Source organism: Pseudovibrio sp. W64 (genome assembly GCF_001623145.1).
In the GTDB taxonomy this organism is placed as follows: Bacteria; Pseudomonadota; Alphaproteobacteria; order Rhizobiales; family Stappiaceae; genus Pseudovibrio.
In genome coordinates this window covers 491,288-508,128 of the sequence record NZ_LMCI01000038.1, presented here as the reverse complement: position 1 = coordinate 508,128, position 16,841 = coordinate 491,288, and the positions used below count along the sequence as shown (strand labels likewise).

General features: G+C 51.2%; 13 protein-coding genes. 5 read left to right on the top strand and 8 right to left on the bottom strand.

The annotated features are described in order from the left end of the window. Positions 1-13: 13 nt before the first annotated feature. Positions 14-2,221, bottom strand: a complete 2,208-nt coding sequence (locus PsW64_RS18890) for an ABC transporter permease (RefSeq protein ID WP_063304979.1) — start codon at positions 2,219-2,221, stop codon at positions 14-16. Positions 2,222-2,327: 106 nt separating this feature from the next. Next, positions 2,328-3,350 carry an ABC transporter substrate-binding protein gene (locus PsW64_RS18885; protein ID WP_057462451.1) on the bottom strand — a complete coding sequence of 341 codons (1,023 nt, stop codon included), beginning with the start codon at positions 3,348-3,350 and terminating at the stop codon, positions 2,328-2,330. A 313-nt stretch (positions 3,351-3,663) separates the two neighbouring features. Here PsW64_RS18885 and PsW64_RS18880 point away from each other — a divergent pair, with 313 nt between their 5' ends. Together PsW64_RS18880 and PsW64_RS18875 are read left to right on the top strand one after the other, a co-directional pair. After that, positions 3,664-4,437 carry a response regulator gene (locus PsW64_RS18880; RefSeq protein WP_063304569.1) on the top strand — a complete coding sequence of 258 codons (774 nt, stop codon included), beginning with the start codon at positions 3,664-3,666 and terminating at the stop codon, positions 4,435-4,437. Continuing rightward, a complete protein-coding gene (locus PsW64_RS18875) occupies positions 4,434-7,031 on the top strand; it encodes an ATP-binding protein (protein ID WP_063304568.1) in 2,598 nt (865 codons plus the stop codon). Before PsW64_RS18880 ends, PsW64_RS18875 begins: the two co-directional genes overlap by 4 nt. A 255-nt stretch (positions 7,032-7,286) precedes the next feature. On the opposite strand, the gene PsW64_RS18870 is transcribed toward PsW64_RS18875, so the two are convergent. The 5 genes from PsW64_RS18870 to PsW64_RS18850 all read right to left on the bottom strand — a co-directional run bounded on the left by PsW64_RS18870 (position 7,287) and on the right by PsW64_RS18850 (position 12,301). Next, positions 7,287-8,477 carry an NnrS family protein gene (locus tag PsW64_RS18870; RefSeq protein WP_063304567.1) on the bottom strand — a complete coding sequence of 397 codons (1,191 nt, stop codon included), beginning with the start codon at positions 8,475-8,477 and terminating at the stop codon, positions 7,287-7,289. Next, positions 8,474-9,286, bottom strand: coding sequence for an ABC transporter ATP-binding protein (locus tag PsW64_RS18865; RefSeq protein WP_063304566.1), 813 nt, complete (start codon positions 9,284-9,286; stop codon positions 8,474-8,476). The genes PsW64_RS18870 and PsW64_RS18865 overlap by 4 nt, the downstream gene beginning before the upstream one ends. After that, a complete protein-coding gene (locus PsW64_RS18860; RefSeq protein WP_063304978.1) occupies positions 9,276-10,058 on the bottom strand; it encodes an ABC transporter permease in 783 nt (260 codons plus the stop codon). The genes PsW64_RS18865 and PsW64_RS18860 overlap by 11 nt, the downstream gene beginning before the upstream one ends. A gap of 77 nt (positions 10,059-10,135) precedes the next feature. Beyond that, on the bottom strand, positions 10,136-11,125 hold the full coding sequence (locus PsW64_RS18855) for an ABC transporter substrate-binding protein (protein WP_063304565.1): 990 nt from the start codon (positions 11,123-11,125) through the stop codon (positions 10,136-10,138). Positions 11,126-11,395: 270 nt separating this feature from the next. Further along, on the bottom strand, positions 11,396-12,301 hold the full coding sequence (locus PsW64_RS18850) for a ThiF family adenylyltransferase (RefSeq protein ID WP_063304564.1): 906 nt from the start codon (positions 12,299-12,301) through the stop codon (positions 11,396-11,398). 266 nt (positions 12,302-12,567) lie between these two features. On the opposite strand from PsW64_RS18850, the gene PsW64_RS18845 reads away from it, so the two are divergent. Both PsW64_RS18845 and PsW64_RS18840 read left to right on the top strand, forming a co-directional pair. Beyond that, a complete protein-coding gene (locus PsW64_RS18845; protein ID WP_063304563.1) occupies positions 12,568-13,836 on the top strand; it encodes an N-acyl amino acid synthase FeeM domain-containing protein in 1,269 nt (422 codons plus the stop codon). 191 nt (positions 13,837-14,027) lie between these two features. Beyond that, positions 14,028-14,513, top strand: a complete 486-nt coding sequence (locus tag PsW64_RS18840; RefSeq protein ID WP_063304562.1) for a DUF2478 domain-containing protein — start codon at positions 14,028-14,030, stop codon at positions 14,511-14,513. Between the two features lie 74 nt (positions 14,514-14,587). Here the strand turns inward: PsW64_RS18840 and PsW64_RS18835 are convergent, their stop codons facing one another. After that, on the bottom strand, positions 14,588-15,373 hold the full coding sequence (locus tag PsW64_RS18835; RefSeq protein ID WP_057462458.1) for a FadR/GntR family transcriptional regulator: 786 nt from the start codon (positions 15,371-15,373) through the stop codon (positions 14,588-14,590). Between the two features lie 339 nt (positions 15,374-15,712). Between PsW64_RS18835 and PsW64_RS18830 the strand changes: the two genes are divergently transcribed. Further along, on the top strand, positions 15,713-16,777 hold the full coding sequence (locus PsW64_RS18830; protein ID WP_057462476.1) for a TRAP transporter substrate-binding protein: 1,065 nt from the start codon (positions 15,713-15,715) through the stop codon (positions 16,775-16,777). Positions 16,778-16,841: the final 64 nt, after the last annotated feature.

Here is a 16,841-nt window from a genome sequence, read left to right as displayed (position 1 = left end):
AGAAACTCTAGGATTAAGCTGAAGCCAGCTCTTTGTTTTTGTTTGAGGTTTGCAGACGGTTCTGACGACGCAACTTGCGCTGCCCAATGACGACCTGCAGCAGCAGGATTGCCACGAGCATGGTGATGATCAGCACAGAGGAGTACGCAATCGCGATGCCGTACTCACCATGTTCAACACGGCCCACGATGAACGAGGTTGCCATGTTGTGGCGCGCACTCACCAGGAAGATCACCGCACTCACAGACGTGATGGCACGAACGAAGCTATACGCCAGAGCTGCGAGGATTGCAGGCCCCATCAAAGGCAGGATCACTTTGCGAACAGTGGTAAAACTGTTTGCTCCAAGCGTGATGGAAGCTTCATCAAGGCTCTTATCCAGCTGAGACATAGCCGCGATACCCCCACGAACACCCACAGGCATGTTCCGGAATACGAACACAATGATCAGGATGATGCTCGTGCCGGTTAGCTCGATTGGTGGTGTGTTGAAGGCCATGATGTAAGCCACACCAATCACAGTGCCCGGAATAGCAAAGCTGAGCATTGTGCTGAACTCAAACAGGTTCTTGCCAGCAAACTTTTGACGCACCAGCAGGTAGGCAGTGAGCAAACCAACAACAGCGGTGAGTGGAGCCGCGATAGTGGAGATAGTGAGCGTGGTGAAGTAACTATCCCACGCCACACCCGTCCAGCGAATGCCATTGTTGAAGCTGACGGAGAATGCACGGATGTAGTGATCAAGCGTAAAGGTGTTGTCGTAGCCCCAAAGCTTTACGAAGCTCCCGAACACGATCATGGAGTAGACAACAGCTGTGAATGCTGCCCAAGGCAATGCGAAGCCGTAGCATGTCCACTTGAGCGCAGAGTTTAGCGGCGAATGCTGGCCGGAGTCAGCTTTACCTGTGACTGTCGCGTAAGATTTTTTGCCGAGCCACAAACGCTGCGCCACAAAGGCAGACAGGGTGAGCATGAGCAAGACGACAGCCAGTACAGCCGCTCTGGATGGATCAGCCACAGCACCGACAATGGCGAAGTAGATCTCAGTAGACAGGACATTGAAGTTGCCACCCAACACAAGCGGGTTACCGAAGTCGGCGATACTTTCAATGAAGCCAAGCAAGAAGGCATTTGCCAGGCCCGGACGCATCAGAGGCCATGTGACGTTCTTGAAGGTCTGCCACTGGGATGCATTGAGGGTTTGAGAGGCTTCTTCCATGGAAGGGCTGACGCCCTCAACCACACCGATGAGTACAAGGAAGGCAATCGGCGTAAAGGAAAGCAGCTGCGCGAGATAAATGCCAGAGAAACCGTAGAGCCAACGGCTTTTCGAGATGTCAAAAACATCATGCAGCACATCTGTCACTACACCAGCACGGCCGAACATGAGGATCAGCGCCAGACCAATCACAAAGGGAGGAGTGATGATTGGAATAATGGTGAGAATGCGCAGCAGCTTTTTCGCAGGAAACGCGGTTTTGGTCGCGACCAGCGCAAAGGCAAGGCCGAGGAGGGTTGTACCAGCACCGGTGAGCACTGCGAGGAAAACAGAGTTCCAGGCTGGACCACAGGTTTTGCCGCCAGCAAGGCAGGCAAGGCTCCAGATATCACTGGAGAAGAAGCGTGTGAAGAACAAGGCAATGTCGATGCCTCCATCACTTGCTTCAAACGCGCGGATCAGGATCTGGGAAACCGGATAGAAAACGAAGGTAATCACCAGAGCAATAATGAGGCCGATGCTGCCAACGATGAACGCATCACCGCGGCCCTGACCAAGACCTGAAATGCTGGTGGTGAGGATAAAGAGGAGAGCACCGGCGGTCATCATCGCCCCAGAGCCGAAGCCAACCTGACCTGCTGCAGCTGAGCCGAAGTTGAGAGTATCAACGAACAGCTCTGGTCCGACTCTGCCAATTGCAAAGCCCTGCGCAAACAACAGAGCAAGGCCTGTCATAGACAGAATAACAAGGGCCTTTGCCCGGGTGCGTTCATCTTTCAGCAAAGCAAACGACAGACCGATGCCGACGAATGCCAATGCTAATGGAGCAAACCACCAGCGGCCATAAAGCAGAGCTTGGAAGAGGGCAGGCGCGGCGTCTTCGCTAAGGAATTCGCTGAACAACCAGCTAAAAGACCAAAAGCCGCTTTCTACTGAGTACCAGGGAAATATGCAAAATCCCACTATTCCGGCGGCGAGCCAGAGCGCAATTGTCTTTCGCATGATGTTGATCCGAGAGTTTTGTATTGGCGCAAGCGCGAATACGATGCAACGCATATAGGGTGAAGGGCGGACAGAGAATAAGTCCGCCCTTCAACGCTCGATTTACTTAGTGAGAAGCGTTTTTAACTTCTTCATTCCAGCGCTTCAGCAGACGCTCACGAGTGGAACGCTCACCATATGTCGCAAAGTCGTAGTCGATCAGCTTGATGCTTGCCAGATCTGGAGACTCAGGAGCAACGGATGCTTTGGAGTTGGAAGGAACCTGGAAGGACTTCACTTCAATAGAGCGGGACTGAACGTCTGGACGCAGAGCGTATTCAACGAACTGCTTCGCCAGTTCAGGGTGCTTTGCACCTTTGATCACGCTCACAGCGCCAACTTCATAACCAGTACCTTCACAAGGCGCAACGATCTTCAGCGGGAAGCCGGAACCTGCCAGTTTCACCATGTCATGCATAAAGCCGATGGAGATGGTGGTTTCACCGCGAGCAGCAGCTTTACTTGGTGCGGAACCGGATTTTGTGTACTGGTTTACGTTCTTGCCGATTTCGGTCAGCAGACGATAGGCCTCATCTTCACCAAACAGCTGAACGAAGGTTGCCAGCTCAGTGTAAGCCGTGCCGGAGCTGTTTGGGTTCGCAACCTGAATTTCGCCGGTGTAAGCAGGGTTTGTGAGGTCTTTCCAGCAAGCTGGAGCTGGCAGGCCGCGCTCTTCCAGAACTTCAGCGTTATACGCAATGCCGAGTGCGCCAGCGTAGATGCCAACAGTGCCGCCATTTGAGATCTTGTGCATGTTGGATGCCCAGCCCAACAGGTCGCTGGTGTCAACACCCGGATCCTGTGTCAGGCCTTCAAATGCTGCGATCAGGTGTGGATCACCAGTACCGCCCCACCATACGTCAATCTTAGGGTTGCTTGCTTCTGCACGCACCTGAGCGAGTGTTTCGCCAGTGCTTTTGCGCACCATCAGAACTTCATTGCCGGTTTCATCCTCAAAACCGCGTGCCATCAGCTCACACCAGTCCTGCTCAGCACCACAGACCATGTTGAGTTCTTCAGCAGAAGCTGTAGCTGGAAGTGCAGCAAGGAGGCCAACGGCAGCAAGGCCACCTAAAAGAGCGTTTTTCATTATCTTCTCCCAAGTCTAAACGCATGTAGGTGTAACAACTTACAAGTACACCCACATAATCCCATAACTTGATTAGAAAACTACATGAAACATCACAGGAGTTCCTATGATTTACCGTTAAGTATGTTCTTATTTAGCAGATATATATTTTAAATGTTACATTTATTACAGATATGAGTTACATATGAAATATTAGAATTATTGATGAGAAAGCACTTTCACGTGCATTGTCGCCGCAATCTGAAGAAAATCAAAAACGACCTCCAAGTATGCGTCTGGGAGCATGGTACGGGTTGCGAGGAAGGTTACATAAATGACCGAGAGTTGGGATAGGTCACCCTCAAAGGTAGCTGTCGTTGATGACGACCCGGCTATTCGCGATGTGCTGCAGGAACTGCTGCATGAATATGGGTTCCAGGCACTGCCGTGTCACGGAAGCAAAGAACTCATCACGCTCAAAGAGCTGGAAAGCCTTGATCTGGCGATCATCGATCTGAAGCTGGATGGTGAAAGCGGCATGATGCTCGCACAGCGCCTGCGCACATCCTATGACTTTCCAATCATTCTGCTTACGGGCACGGGAGATGAGGTAGACAAGATCGTTGGACTGGAAACCGGTGCTGATGATTTTTTGATGAAGCCGTTCAATCCGCGAGAACTGATCGCCCGCATTCGTGCGGTTCTGCGTCGTTACAAGCGCAATGTTCCGGCAGAACGAGAGCCTACTGGTAGCACTCCTGCACCGCAAACACCGAGCGCTGGGATTATTCCACTTGGCGAGCTATCCTTCATTTGCGACGAGCGTCGGTTGCTGGACAGGAACCTGCGGGAAATCAGTCTGACGAACTCCGAGCTGCGTCTGCTGGAGTTTCTCATCGAGAACCCGAACCGTCCGATTGATCGCGTGGAACTGCTGGAGTATCTGGGCGGGGATCTTTCCCGCTATATGGACCGCACCGTTGATGTGTTGATTCTGCGCTTGCGCCGGAAAATTGAGGCCAATCCATCCAAGCCGGTCTTTTTGCAGACCCGTCGCGGCAAAGGCTATGTCTTCGCACTGGATGAAGCCGCTGTAGACCTGCCATGACCTTTTTGCCCCAACGCGTGAAAGCTCTGCTTTCCATCAAAACACGTTTGCTGGCAGCCATCACGCTGCTGACTTTTGCAACTTTGTTTGCAGGGTCGATCGCATGGTACTGGCTGGACCAAGCCAACGTGAAGCTTGTTGGGCATTATCAAAAGACTATCGAAGCAATCGCAAGCTCACTCCAACTGGCTAATAAATCCGCCGGTCTGGTGAGTTCAGCTCCCTTCATCCTCAACCTTTCTTCGGTCTATCAGATCGAAAATGAAGGCTCTCGTTTACTGGTTGAGCTGAGCAATGCAGAACAGCAATATCGCGACAACTTTCCCCTTGCACGACAACAAGGAAGTCTTGGTCGATTTCTACCGCAAGTGCAGCAAAACCTTTCGCTCATGCGCTCGCAGGTGGCCGTTCTGGTCAACGCAGCCCAGCAAATCAGCGAGTCTGAGGATCAGGTTCGTACCCTGCTTGTTGACCTCTCCAAGATGGAGCGCCTTGCAGTCAAGAACTCCTCCACGTTTTACCAGAATGCAGAGGAACGTGAGGCCTGGCAAGGGATTGGTCAGGCTGCCAACCTTTTGATTTCCGCCGCACATGTAACTGATTTCCTCAGTCTGGGCGAGCTGCGTCGCCGCTATCATCTGCAAATGGCTGATCTGGAGGGCATATCTGCCCTTGAGGTTCAGGAAGCCGTTGCAGCACTGAAGACAATCGCAGAGGACAACGCAGGCCTTTATGCCATCCGTCATCTGGCAATGGCGGGACAACTAGAAGCCCGCAACGCGCTTTTCAAAATCAAATCCAGCGCACAGATGATCAACCAGCTGGTTGCTGAGTTTGTTCGTCTGTCAGGTGAAGAAATCTCCAAGCAACGGCAGGAAACATCCTCTTACATCTCCAGTGCACAGCTCGTTGTGCTGCTCACTGGCATCGCGAGTATTCTTCTGGCTTTGATGTCAGCGCATTACATTGCTGGTTACGTGACCAAGAACATCAATCGCATCTCTCACGCCATGTCCAGTCTGGCCAAAGGAGATCACACCACCGTTCTCCCACGACCTGCGCGGCAAGATGATGAGATCACCCGACTGTTGCATTCCTTCCGCATTTTTCGCGCCAATTCCATTCGGTTGCGCCGCATTTATGGCCAGTTGCAACGCAAGACAGAGCTGTTCGAGACCACCTTTAACTGCATCGCTGAAGGGCTGGTTCTGACCAACGATGCCCATGATATGACGGCCTGGAACCCGCGTTTGGCAGAAACGCTTCGCATCAATGAAGCTGAGATTGAGAAAGCCAAAGACATTCGTGTGCTCATTCAGAACTCTGGGTTCAGATGGAAGGATGAGAATGTCCGTCCACATGGCACACGCTTCCGCTTTGCAGAACTGATTGATGATGACGGCATCCTGATCGAAGTGCGCAAAAGTCCCTTACCAGAAGGCGGTGCAGTCTGGTCATTCTCTGATGCCACGGACCGTCGCTTTGTTCAGGAACAGGCACAGCAAAAACAAAAGCTCGAAAGCCTTGGGCAACTAACCGGTGAAGTGGCCCATGATTTCAACAACATCTTGACCAGCATTTCTGGCAGCGTCGGAATTATTGAGCGCAAAAGCTCCAAGCTCATTGATCTGAAAGGCAATATCCAACGCATTCATAGCGCTGTAGAGATGGCCACAAATCTGACCCAGCGCCTGCTTGCCTTTGCCCGCAAACAGCACCTTGAGCCAGAAGTCGTTGAAATCAACTATCTCATTGAGAGTGTGGCCGAGATCATTTCATTGAGCATCGATGAGCGGATCATCCTGACCACAGATTTACCAGAGGAAGCAACCTATGTGCGCATCGACCCTGGCCAGCTGGAAAGCGCACTGCTGAACCTTTGCATCAACAGCTCCCACGCCATTTCAGGTGCGGGTACGATTTCTGTTCGGGTTGTGGCCAACGGGTCCGAGAGTGTTTCCATAAGTGTGACTGATGACGGATGCGGCATGGATCAGGAAACGCTGGAACGCGTTTACGAACCTTTCTTCACCACCCGCCGCACGTCTGCAGGGTCTGGACTTGGGTTGAGCATGGTGTTCGGTTTTATCAAGCAATCCGGCGGGGAAATGGGCATCACCAGCGAGAAGGAGGAGGGGACAACAGTGACCCTTGTCATTCCGCAGGCACCGCTGGAAGATCTGGCACCCAACACCGCGATTACGTTTGACCAGCCACGCTGCATTCTGGTGGTTGAGGATGATCTACAAACCCTGTTGCGCGCCAAAACCATGCTGAAAGAGATGGGGCTTATTTGTATCGAAGCCAACAGCTACGGCTCCGCTAAAGTGCTCATTGAGAACGGAACCAAGTTCGACATTCTCTTCACAGATGTTCAGCTCGAAGATGGCAAAATCGGCTGGGATCTGGCCGAAGCCAGCATCAAAGCCTGCGCAGACCAAAAAGTGGTTGTCACCTCAGGTCGCTTCCCCAAAGCACTGGAACCACAAACACAAAATCTAGAGCGGATCACACGACTGGCCAAACCTTACAGCAAGGAACAACTGGCCGAAGCTTTGCTCAGCCAGATACAGCAGTTTGAGGCTGCCGGCTAAGACACTGCTTCAGTGTCTGTCTTCCGCCCAGAGCGCATCAATAAACTGGTGCTGATCACAGCCCGCATGACAAGCTTGCGAGAGAGCATAGCACCGCGCATCGTGGCAAAATTCTCTGTCTTTCATACTGCAGCCCTTGCCAGCTGATACTGCGTCGCCGCACTCAGGTGCAAAGGCATTTGAAACAAGACCTTCAGAAAGATCGGTTTTCTTCGGTTCAAACAATCTCGATAAAGAAAGCATAGTCAGTTGCCTTTATTTTACGAAGTTTTCGCGGAGAACCACGGGCACGAAGTGGATCAGATATAGGGTGAAAGCGAGTGCAAACAGGAGCCAGGCCAGTGGCATTACATCCAGATCAGGGAAGAGCAGTGGACCGAGAGAACGGGCCAGACAGGCGCTTATGAGAGACAGGATCGCGGCGCCTAGTAACTTTGGAAGTTTCAAAGAATAGCCCGCATGTCGCAGACCCGCGATGGTCAAAACCATGAAGGTTGCCAGAGACAAGCCGCCGATGAAGATCATGTGCTGACCGGAAACATAAGAACCTGCAGAAAGCAGCCCAAGCAACCCGCCGGCCTCCAAGGCAAAGCCAACTCCAAAGAACCAATAGACCAGGTAGAGCGCTTTCGCGAAGGTGGTTCGCAAAGAGCCTGCCACATGCCAGTCCTGCAAGATGTTGAGCACCGCACAGGCAGAGGACAGCGCCAGCCATCCTTGCAGAGCATCAGAAACGCCCAACACCTTGGCAAGAGTAAACGCGGAGATGCAGAACAGCGCCGCACGCCTCATTGGTGGACGCGGAACAAACACAGCGCCATCCTCTCGCGTTGACAAAGCATCATTCACAATCACCATGGAAACCGGAGCAAGAGCCGTGAGGACCATCAGCACGAACGCACCTTCCGCAATCGCAAGTCCCTGATTGAGAACGCCAATCTCAGAGTATTCCCAAAAGCACACAAGCTGGGCTGTGCAAAGCATAAGCACCGGCCACATGAGATGCCGCATCTCGGCACGCCATAGTCGGGGCAAGATAACAATCAGTAGCGCTGCGGGAAAGAAAGCCTGAACCACGAACACGACAGTCGGCGAAAGCACACCAAGCATCCAGAACGCGATACGTCCTGCCAGCCAAAATGCCCCCAAACCCGCCAATTGCGTGCCCGCAATCTTTGGTGTGTTTGACCATGAGGGCACAGCAGTCGTCAAAAAGCCCGCCATTGCGCCCGTGAAGAAGCCAAAGAACATCTCGTATTGATGAAAGAGAAGAGGGTCGGCGTCCAGCGGCACTGGCAGGACATCTGCAAGCACAAGCCCCCACACAACGATGGAGAACACGGCATAGAGTGCTGACAGCGGAAAGAAGACCCGGAACCCTTCAGAGAACACCGGAGCATCAAAGAACCAGGCCTGTTGCTGAGATGTACGCGCAAGATCCGTCATACCAACTGCTCCCAGTTGCTCATGTTAAACAGCTGCGCAATCCGGTCATCCGCCAGCAAGCTTGCTTCAAGTTCTAAAAGGTTTCGGCGCGTACGCTCGGAGCGGGTCAATGGCACCTCGTACTCCTTGGCAAAATGCCCCGGATCTGGCGCCATAATCAAAACACGGTCACTCAATGCCAATGCTTCGGTCACATCATGAGTGACCATCAGGACAGAGCACTGTTTTTCATCAACTTTATGCAACACCAGCCGGTAAAGATCACGGCGGCGGCCAATGTCGAGAGCGCTAAACGGCTCGTCTAAAAACAGCAGATCAGGTTCTACTGCAAGCGCACGCGCCAACGCTCCACGCTGACGCATGCCACCGGAGAGCTCTGAGGGATACTTGATCAGATCATCCTCAGTGAAACCCATGGCATAAGCGACGGCCCGTGCCTTCTTCATACGCTGGAACTTGGAGAGCTTTTGTCCCTGAAGACCAAAGCTGATGTTGTTCAGAAGACTCTTCCATGGCAACAACCGGTGCTCCTGAAACAGGATCGCCGTTCGATCTGCAGTGCTTGAGATCTTCCCGGAACTTGCCTCAATCAAGCCCGCTGCGATGCGTAGAAAAGTCGACTTCCCGCATCCAGATGGGCCGATGATACTGACTACCTCCCCTTTTTTCAGCTCCAGCGCACTCGGTGCCAGTGTTTGCTGCAAAGGATGATAGCGGTGGTCTACCACTGAGACAGACAAAACGGATGGCTTTGTATCTGCTGCACCACTTGGCACGACGGAGAGCAGGGGAGCTGTATCATTCAGCATGTTTCCAACCCTCCACATAATCTTTCACCGGGTTGAGCAACATACCTTCGATGACCAGCAACAGCCCAACAACCACAACAATCCACGCCATGGTGGATGCTGTATCAATGTTAACGCGCGCTTCAGCAAGGCCGGCGCCAATGCCCCGCGTGCTGGAGAGCAGCTCTGCCATCACCACCACTTTCCAGCTCAACCCCAACGCTGTTGCCCATGCTGGAAAGAGGTAGGAAACGATCTGCGGTGCCTGCACCTGCCAGAACCGTTGCACCAGCGGCACATGAAAACTCTGTGCCATCTCATCCAGCTCCTTCTCCCGCATCCGCACGCCTTGCAAGGCTCCCGCAAAAATGAGCGGGATCGTGGAAATGAACACTGTAAAGATCGGCGTGCCATCATCGCCACCAAACCAGAGCAACGCGAGCACGATCCATGCAATAGGCGGCACCCCAAGGGCCACAGTGATGAACGGTTTACAGAGCAGCGACAGTGTGTTGGACCAACCGGCTATCAGACCGAAGAAAATACCGAAAGCGCTCGCAAGTAGAAAACCAGCAAAGGCTCGCTTGGCAGTGATCAGGATGTATTCGAGCCCGGATGGCAAGGCGACAAGATCTAACAACCGGCTCAACGCTTCTAGTGGAGCGGGCAAGACCAGAGACCCGAAGGCCTCAAAACCAACCTGCCACAGCGCGAAAATGAGAAATACCCCGGCAAGAGTGCCCCAGCCACTCCAAAGTTTGCTCAGCAACGTCGATAGCATGTGATGGATCATCAGGTATTTCTCGTTGTTAGTTGGGCTCAGTAGACCAGGTGACCGTAACCTTTGCGCGGTCTGCCGAGCCTGCTTCGCTACAGATAGAAGTCTGCGTTCGGTAATTTTCCGCCAATGATGGATGGGTTCTTTTCCGCCAGAATGGAGTAGAACTGCTCCAACTCGGCCTGAATGTCTTTGGCACGCTCTGCTGTTAAATGTGTATGCGGAATGGACTTGGCGATCACGGGTGCTGGCAATGTGATGCTTTCAGATGCAACAGTCGCCGCTTCCTTGGGGTTTGCCTTCACCCATTCAGTGCCGGTCACGCAAGCTTTATGGAAGCCTTCGATCAGCTCAGGCTGGGCATTAAGAAGGTCTTCATGCACCATCATGCCAGCCATCGGGAAGCGACCTTCGCCGCCAGTCACAGAAGCCCATTCACTGGCCAGGTCGATGGAACGATGGATCGACTTGCCCATCTTTTTGCCCTTGACCATGCCTGCTGTTGCAGCGGGTTCTGGCAGAACACAATGCTTGATGCGGCCAGAAAGCAGAAGCTGCAATGCCTCAAAGGGTGTGCTAACATAGTGCAGGGAGTAGTCTTTGCCCTCAGTCAGCCCGTTTTGCTGCATGACACGGCCAAACACCAGATCTGGCATATCATTGCGGAAGAACATGCCGATCTTCTCACCGGCCAGATCCGCTGGAGATTTCACAGAACCATCATAGCTGAGCACATAAAGCATGCCCCAGGTCATGATGTTCAGCATCTTCACTGGCAGACCTTTGTTAGCAAGGTTTGCTGCAACGTAAGACGGAGTGCCTGCCAATTTCCAGTCACCGGAGACAAAACCGGCACGTAGGACATCGGGTGATTTGTAAACGGAGAAGTCTACTTTCTCTGTAAAGTCAGAGAGCAAGCCTTTATTGGCAATGTAAGACAGCACAACAGATGGTCCCACTGGCGGACCATGCAGGGCCAGCGCCGGATTTGCCGCTTGTGCCACGAACGGCAGCGTACTACCCAGAGATGCAGCAGCGGTAAACCCTGCAGTGTGCGAAAGAAAAGAACGACGTGTGATCATTTTTGAGTTTCCATCGAAACGGGATAGAAAGCGAACAGCTCGCAAATGCGAATGAATTGCAATTACTGTAGATCACGATCACTCCTTTGCTTATTTGACAAAAGTCAATAACCTGAAGATTAAACTCATATTAAAGCAATTTAAGATGTGAAACCCTGCCTAAAGGCTCCAAGATGCGTGGGAGCGTTGTGCGACTTGCCCGAAATCGCACAATCTCTCTTTGTAGGGGAAAGCCTCCCACGCACCTATGTTCCTGCAATTATGCAGAAACTAGGTAAACTGTTGCATGGTCTTTTTGAGTCTCAGCTTTTGGAAGAAGTTGCCATTTCCGGAGGGGAGGCGCTTGGTCACGAACTTTCCCTCATAGGCGTCAAAGTGATGATACCACGGCGCTGGCTTCAATGGCCCGCGACCCAGCAGCAGCTTAATGGCTTGCGCTCCAACCACCCCAGCAGCTAACTGGCAACCCGCAGCAGTCGATGGGCCACGCTCCTCCTTCAGGTTCAGTTGAGAGGTGTCCACCAGTGAATGGCGATGCAACGCGCTTGGTGCCAAACCCAACAAAAATTTGAAGTACTGATGTAACTCATCTTCCCCTTCAAACTGGAAATAGTCCTCAAAGCTCATGCCATCCGGAGTAAAACACAAATAAGCAGTGCCCATACCAAGCGGAGCAGCCGTAACCGCTGGAATCCCGAGTTCGCGGCACTTTGCAAAAACCTTTCTGCGCATACCCAGCACAAAGAAGTCGAAGCCATCGACAAACATATCAACGCCTTCCAAAAAGGCATCTATGTTCTCATCGGTTACACCATCCGGAAAAGCCCGCAGATCCACCTCCGGATTGATATTACGCACCTGCTCAGCCATCACTGAAACCTTAGGCTCTTGCAGGGTGCTGACAGTGGCCCCAATCTGGCGATTAAAATTGACGATGTCGAAGTGATCGAAATCAGCCACGCTGAACGCACCGATTCCCAATCGAGCCAATGTGACAGCATGAATGCCGCCTACACCGCCCATACCAGCGATCGCAACACGCTTACCACGAAGAGTTTGCTGCTCTTCCGGTGTCACCCAACCAATGTTGCGGGAAAAAGCAGCGTCATATGAAAAGCCTGCACATGTGCCTGATGTAGACCCTTGTGCTTGAGATGCAGCTAAAACAGTCAACATCTTCCTCCACTAATAAAATTTCCAATCAGTGCGAATGATAAAACCGCACGCACACAAATATTTATCGATTGCACATAAACTTATTATACAACCTGAACAAGCTTATCTTTTACAAACTAAGTATATGTCAATATTATTTATAATATTAACGTTAATAATATTTTTGCTCTATTCAAATCAATAAAGTTATCTCAGATTTATCACTTTAGGTAATGTCGATTTTTATTCTCACTTGCACAACATTGTTCAAGTAAAGGTTATTGAGCATGAGCAATACAATTAAATCAGAAACAGCCCACGAAGCCCAAAAAGCGCGTCGTTTTTCCATTCACAGAAGAAGGGTAAAGCTGCAAAACACACCGCCCGAGAATGTTATTTTCAAGCTCGCGGACACACCTGATGAACTCTCTCAGGTTTGCAGATTACTCTACGAGTCCTACACTCAAGTCGGCTATATGAAGGAGGACGGGAGTGGCTATCGGTTCACCCCGTTTTATGTCCTCCCATCCTGCTACACGCTCATTGCAAAGCAGGGTGATACCGTCATTGGCACCACCACCATCATCATAAAGTCTCTTGAAGAGCTGCCCGTGGAGCAGATTTTTTCACTCAAACACATTCAACGCTGGAACCGCCGGATTGCCGAAGCGTCCTCACTAACTATTCATCCTGATTATCGCTCACAGGATGGCGCACTCATCCACGCTCTATTGAAGTACATGTTTCAAGTTGCCCGTGAAGATCTGGGCATCCACGACCTTGTGATGGCCTCCACTCCAAAACACATGGTCTTCTATGAGGCCCTCCTGCTCTTTCGCAGATTGAGTGAGGAGGTGATCGATGCATTTGATTATGTAAACGGCACAACCGCGACGGGGGCCTATCTAAATTTCACAGAAATGCACCAAGACTATGCGGCGATGTACAAAGACGCTCCAGACGAGCGAAACGTGTTCAAATATTACATGGAATACGAGTTCAGCAGCTTCCAAAGCCTTAGCGACGTTACCTCCGCTTACAACGGCAATCGTTGGCGCCCAGAACACCTCGACCACTTTTTGCACGGACCAATTCAAGGCGCTAACTCGCTCACACGAGAAGATCTTGACCTACTTCGCCATCACTATCCTTCCCATGACTACGACAAAATTTTCGCTCGTCATAGTCTTTCAAACGCGGCAGCTCTCATTGACACGAACACAACAGGTGTCATCCAATCCAGCACTGGCAATAAGACACCTATCATCCTCCGCCGTATAGAGGAGGATAGGATTCACCTAACTTCAGAGCGGCCATATGAATTACTTGAAGGGAAAGAACTCCAGCTTCTCCACCAGAACCAACAGGTAGAGCCAATTCGGGTTCAATCCATCACGCTCACTGGAGGGTTAGATGCCACAGCACGATATGACCCTACATCGTCACCTGGCATTATGGCTTTGCTGACAAACAAACAAACAATTTCGCCTCTAGAAGAAGAGACAACCTCGAAAGCACAAAGCTATCAAGGGGATGAGCTTGCTCATGTAGGGTAGGCTCAAAGATACCCAAACTGCACGAAATCAAGTTAGCCTCTCTTGCGGTAAATGCGCAAAAACACATTCCTCATAATAATTGTGCGCATTCGCCGCAGGGGTAACCTAGCGTAGATCAAACCAGTATTATTACAGTTTGATATGAGAGTTTTCACATAGCTGAAAAAACAGAAGCGCAAGGAAGACCCCAGATGAGAATTGCTTACACCCTACCAAAAGGGAAACTGGTGCTGACAGAGCTTTCCAAGAAACTTCGGGAAAACGGCATACGGACTTGCGGTATCGTGCAGGCAGATACGGTCAACGAAGATCGCCATCGCTGTGACATGGACGTTCTGGTCCTCCCAGACGGACCGCAGATCTCCATCACACAATCCCTTGGCAAGGAGTCTTCAGGTTGCCGGTTAGACACATCGGCCCTCGCGCAAGCTGCAGGCGAAGTTACTCAGCGGATCGACGAGCCGTTTGACGTGTTCATCCTGAACAAGTTTGGTGAGCAGGAGGCCAATGGCAGCGGTTTTCGTGATTTGATCGTGAAAGCTCTGGAAAGCGGAGCATCTGTCCTTGTTGGTACCAACCACATCAACATCGATGCTTTTAAAGAATTCTCCGGCGGAATGGCAGAGTTCGTTGAGCCAAACGTTGCTGATCTCACCGCTTGGGTTGAAAATCGCTAGGAACTAATAACATGGATCATTCGCTACGGTGCTTGCGAATGATCCTCTCTATTCCCAATACGTAAGAGTGGTAATTATTCTTCACCTCTTTGCAATGCAAAGAGTTTTGAGGAAATAAGCTCACGGCGCTGTTGATCCTGCCCGAGGCGGAAAGATGTCTCCACGAAGTCAATGTGCCGGTGCGCGGCCTCTTCAGCCTTTGCGCCATTTCGCGTGAAGATAGCCCTGCCGATCTCCTCGTGCTGCTCTAACAACTGCTCCCCAGTCCCATCAATAGAGCGCAAGAATTCACGATTATAGAAGACACCCTTCTGCGTCAGTTCATAGATGGAAGACATCATATGAATAAGCATGGCATTGTGACCTGCATCCACAATCGCCAAATGGAACGCGATATCATTCTTCTTTGAAGCAATATCATCACCATTGGCCTGCGCTTCCCGCAGGTTCACGAGAATAGCCTCAAGTCGCTCAAGATCCAGTTTGGTTGCACGCTCAGCAGCCAGACGAGCTGCAAACCCCTCTTGAACGCGTCGATATTCAAGGTAGTCATAAAAAGCCGTCTGATTGCGGCTGATCAGATTGATCAAGGCAGGGCTCATAGCTGCACTGATAAGAGGCGCTATGAACGATCCTTCACCGTGACGGATAGCAATGAGGTTGGAATCCTCCAGCCGCTTCAGTGCTTCACGAACCTTCGGACGAGAGACACCCATACGCTCAGAAATATCTCTTTCAGAGGGCAGCTTAGTCCCCTCTTTCAGCACGCCGGCCAAAATGAGTCCCTCAATCTGCTCAGTTACAGAATCCACCACTGTATCGTGGTCGATAGGCTCAAAAAGATAATCTACAGACACCATTTTACACTTCCTGCCGGTCACAATTCCAATATTGGTCGATTTTATTTTCCAATTCAAGGGGAAGAGCGCCGAGAGCCACAATATTGATATATCAAAGCATGTATTACGCACTAATACGTTGTTTTACAGCGAATTTTCTATCCCTTAGGTATACAAACCCAATAATCCTACGCATCCACACCATTAGTATTTACCCGCGTGTCAAGCCCGAAAAACGGCTAAAACTGCAAAATATATTTCTTGATTTATTTCAGAGGTCAATATTATTTACCATTAGTCAGCTGCTTGGGAGGACAGCGCAAAAGCGCGTTTAGCAGCCGAATGCCATTTGGAGGAAACATGAAAAAATCTGTCTTAAGCCTTGCTCTCGCCGCCTCTGTAGCTGCATCTGTGCTCGCAGCTCCTATCGCAAACGCAGCCGACAAGCTGCTGCTGAAGACACCAATTGCCTTCTCTACCTCTCTGCCAGGTTTGGGAAGCCCAATTCCTCGTGTCGCTGACCAGCTGAAGCTGATGTCTGGCGGCACCATCAAAATGAAGGTGTATGAGCCGGGCAAGCTGGTTCCGCCATTTGAAATCCTCGACGCTGTTTCTTCAGGCAAAATCAATTCCGGCTACACAACAGCTGGCTATTGGGCTGGTAAAATTCCTGCAGCTCCACTGTTCTCTGCTGTTCCTTTTGGCCCAGAAGCTGGTGAATATGCGGCTTGGCTTTACTACGGCAACGGCCTGTCCCTGTACCAGGAAATGTACGATCAGGCTGGCTACAACGTAAAAGTTATGCCATGTGCGATCATCGCTCCAGAGACATCCGGCTGGTTCGCTAAGGAGATCAACTCTCCTGAAGACCTGAAGGGCCTGAAAATGCGCTTCTTCGGCCTTGGCGGTAAAGTCATGCAGAAGCTCGGCGTTGCAACTTCTCTGCTGCCAGGCGGTGAAATCTTCCCGGCGCTTGAGAAAGGCGCGATTGATGCGACCGAATTCTCCATGCCTGCCATTGACGCACGCCTCGGCTTCCACAAACTGGTAAAGTATAATTACTTCCCAGGTTGGCATCAGCAGGCCACCGTCTTCGAATTGCTGATCAACAAAGACGTTTGGAACAAAGCAAGCGACACTCACAAAGCGATCATCGAGAACGCATGTAAGGCATCTGTCACCGACAGTTTTGCTGAAGGTGAAGCAATCCAGCACGAAGCTCTGCTCGACAACGTCAACAACAACGGCGTTCAGATCAAGCAGTGGTCTCCTGAAATGCTCGACGTGTTCCGTTCAACATGGAACGACGTTGCTCAGGAAGAAGCCGCAAACGATGCATTCTTCGCAAAGGTTCTGACTGACCTCAACCAGTTCCGCGATAACTACAAAATCTGGAAAGAAAACGCGTTCCTGCCGCGTAAATAATAAAAACTTGGGAGCGGCTTTTCTTTGCCGCTCCCATTTCTACTATTGGCCTCAGCCTTCCAGA

What these genes read in the sequence shown, in the direction of transcription:
- PsW64_RS18890 (WP_063304979.1), bottom strand. Translation starts at nt 2,221, where the DNA reads ATGCGAAAGACAATTGCGCTCTGGCTCGCCGCCGGAATAGTGGGATTT.
- PsW64_RS18885 (WP_057462451.1), bottom strand. Translation starts at nt 3,350, where the DNA reads ATGAAAAACGCTCTTTTAGGTGGCCTTGCTGCCGTTGGCCTCCTTGCT.
- PsW64_RS18880 (WP_063304569.1), top strand. Translation starts at nt 3,664, where the DNA reads ATGACCGAGAGTTGGGATAGGTCACCCTCAAAGGTAGCTGTCGTTGAT.
- PsW64_RS18875 (WP_063304568.1), top strand. Translation starts at nt 4,434, where the DNA reads ATGACCTTTTTGCCCCAACGCGTGAAAGCTCTGCTTTCCATCAAAACA.
- PsW64_RS18870 (WP_063304567.1), bottom strand. Translation starts at nt 8,477, where the DNA reads ATGACGGATCTTGCGCGTACATCTCAGCAACAGGCCTGGTTCTTTGAT.
- PsW64_RS18865 (WP_063304566.1), bottom strand. Translation starts at nt 9,286, where the DNA reads ATGCTGAATGATACAGCTCCCCTGCTCTCCGTCGTGCCAAGTGGTGCA.
- PsW64_RS18860 (WP_063304978.1), bottom strand. Translation starts at nt 10,058, where the DNA reads ATGATCCATCACATGCTATCGACGTTGCTGAGCAAACTTTGGAGTGGC.
- PsW64_RS18855 (WP_063304565.1), bottom strand. Translation starts at nt 11,125, where the DNA reads ATGATCACACGTCGTTCTTTTCTTTCGCACACTGCAGGGTTTACCGCT.
- PsW64_RS18850 (WP_063304564.1), bottom strand. Translation starts at nt 12,301, where the DNA reads ATGTTGACTGTTTTAGCTGCATCTCAAGCACAAGGGTCTACATCAGGC.
- PsW64_RS18845 (WP_063304563.1), top strand. Translation starts at nt 12,568, where the DNA reads ATGAGCAATACAATTAAATCAGAAACAGCCCACGAAGCCCAAAAAGCG.
- PsW64_RS18840 (WP_063304562.1), top strand. Translation starts at nt 14,028, where the DNA reads ATGAGAATTGCTTACACCCTACCAAAAGGGAAACTGGTGCTGACAGAG.
- PsW64_RS18835 (WP_057462458.1), bottom strand. Translation starts at nt 15,373, where the DNA reads ATGGTGTCTGTAGATTATCTTTTTGAGCCTATCGACCACGATACAGTG.
- PsW64_RS18830 (WP_057462476.1), top strand. Translation starts at nt 15,713, where the DNA reads ATGAAAAAATCTGTCTTAAGCCTTGCTCTCGCCGCCTCTGTAGCTGCA.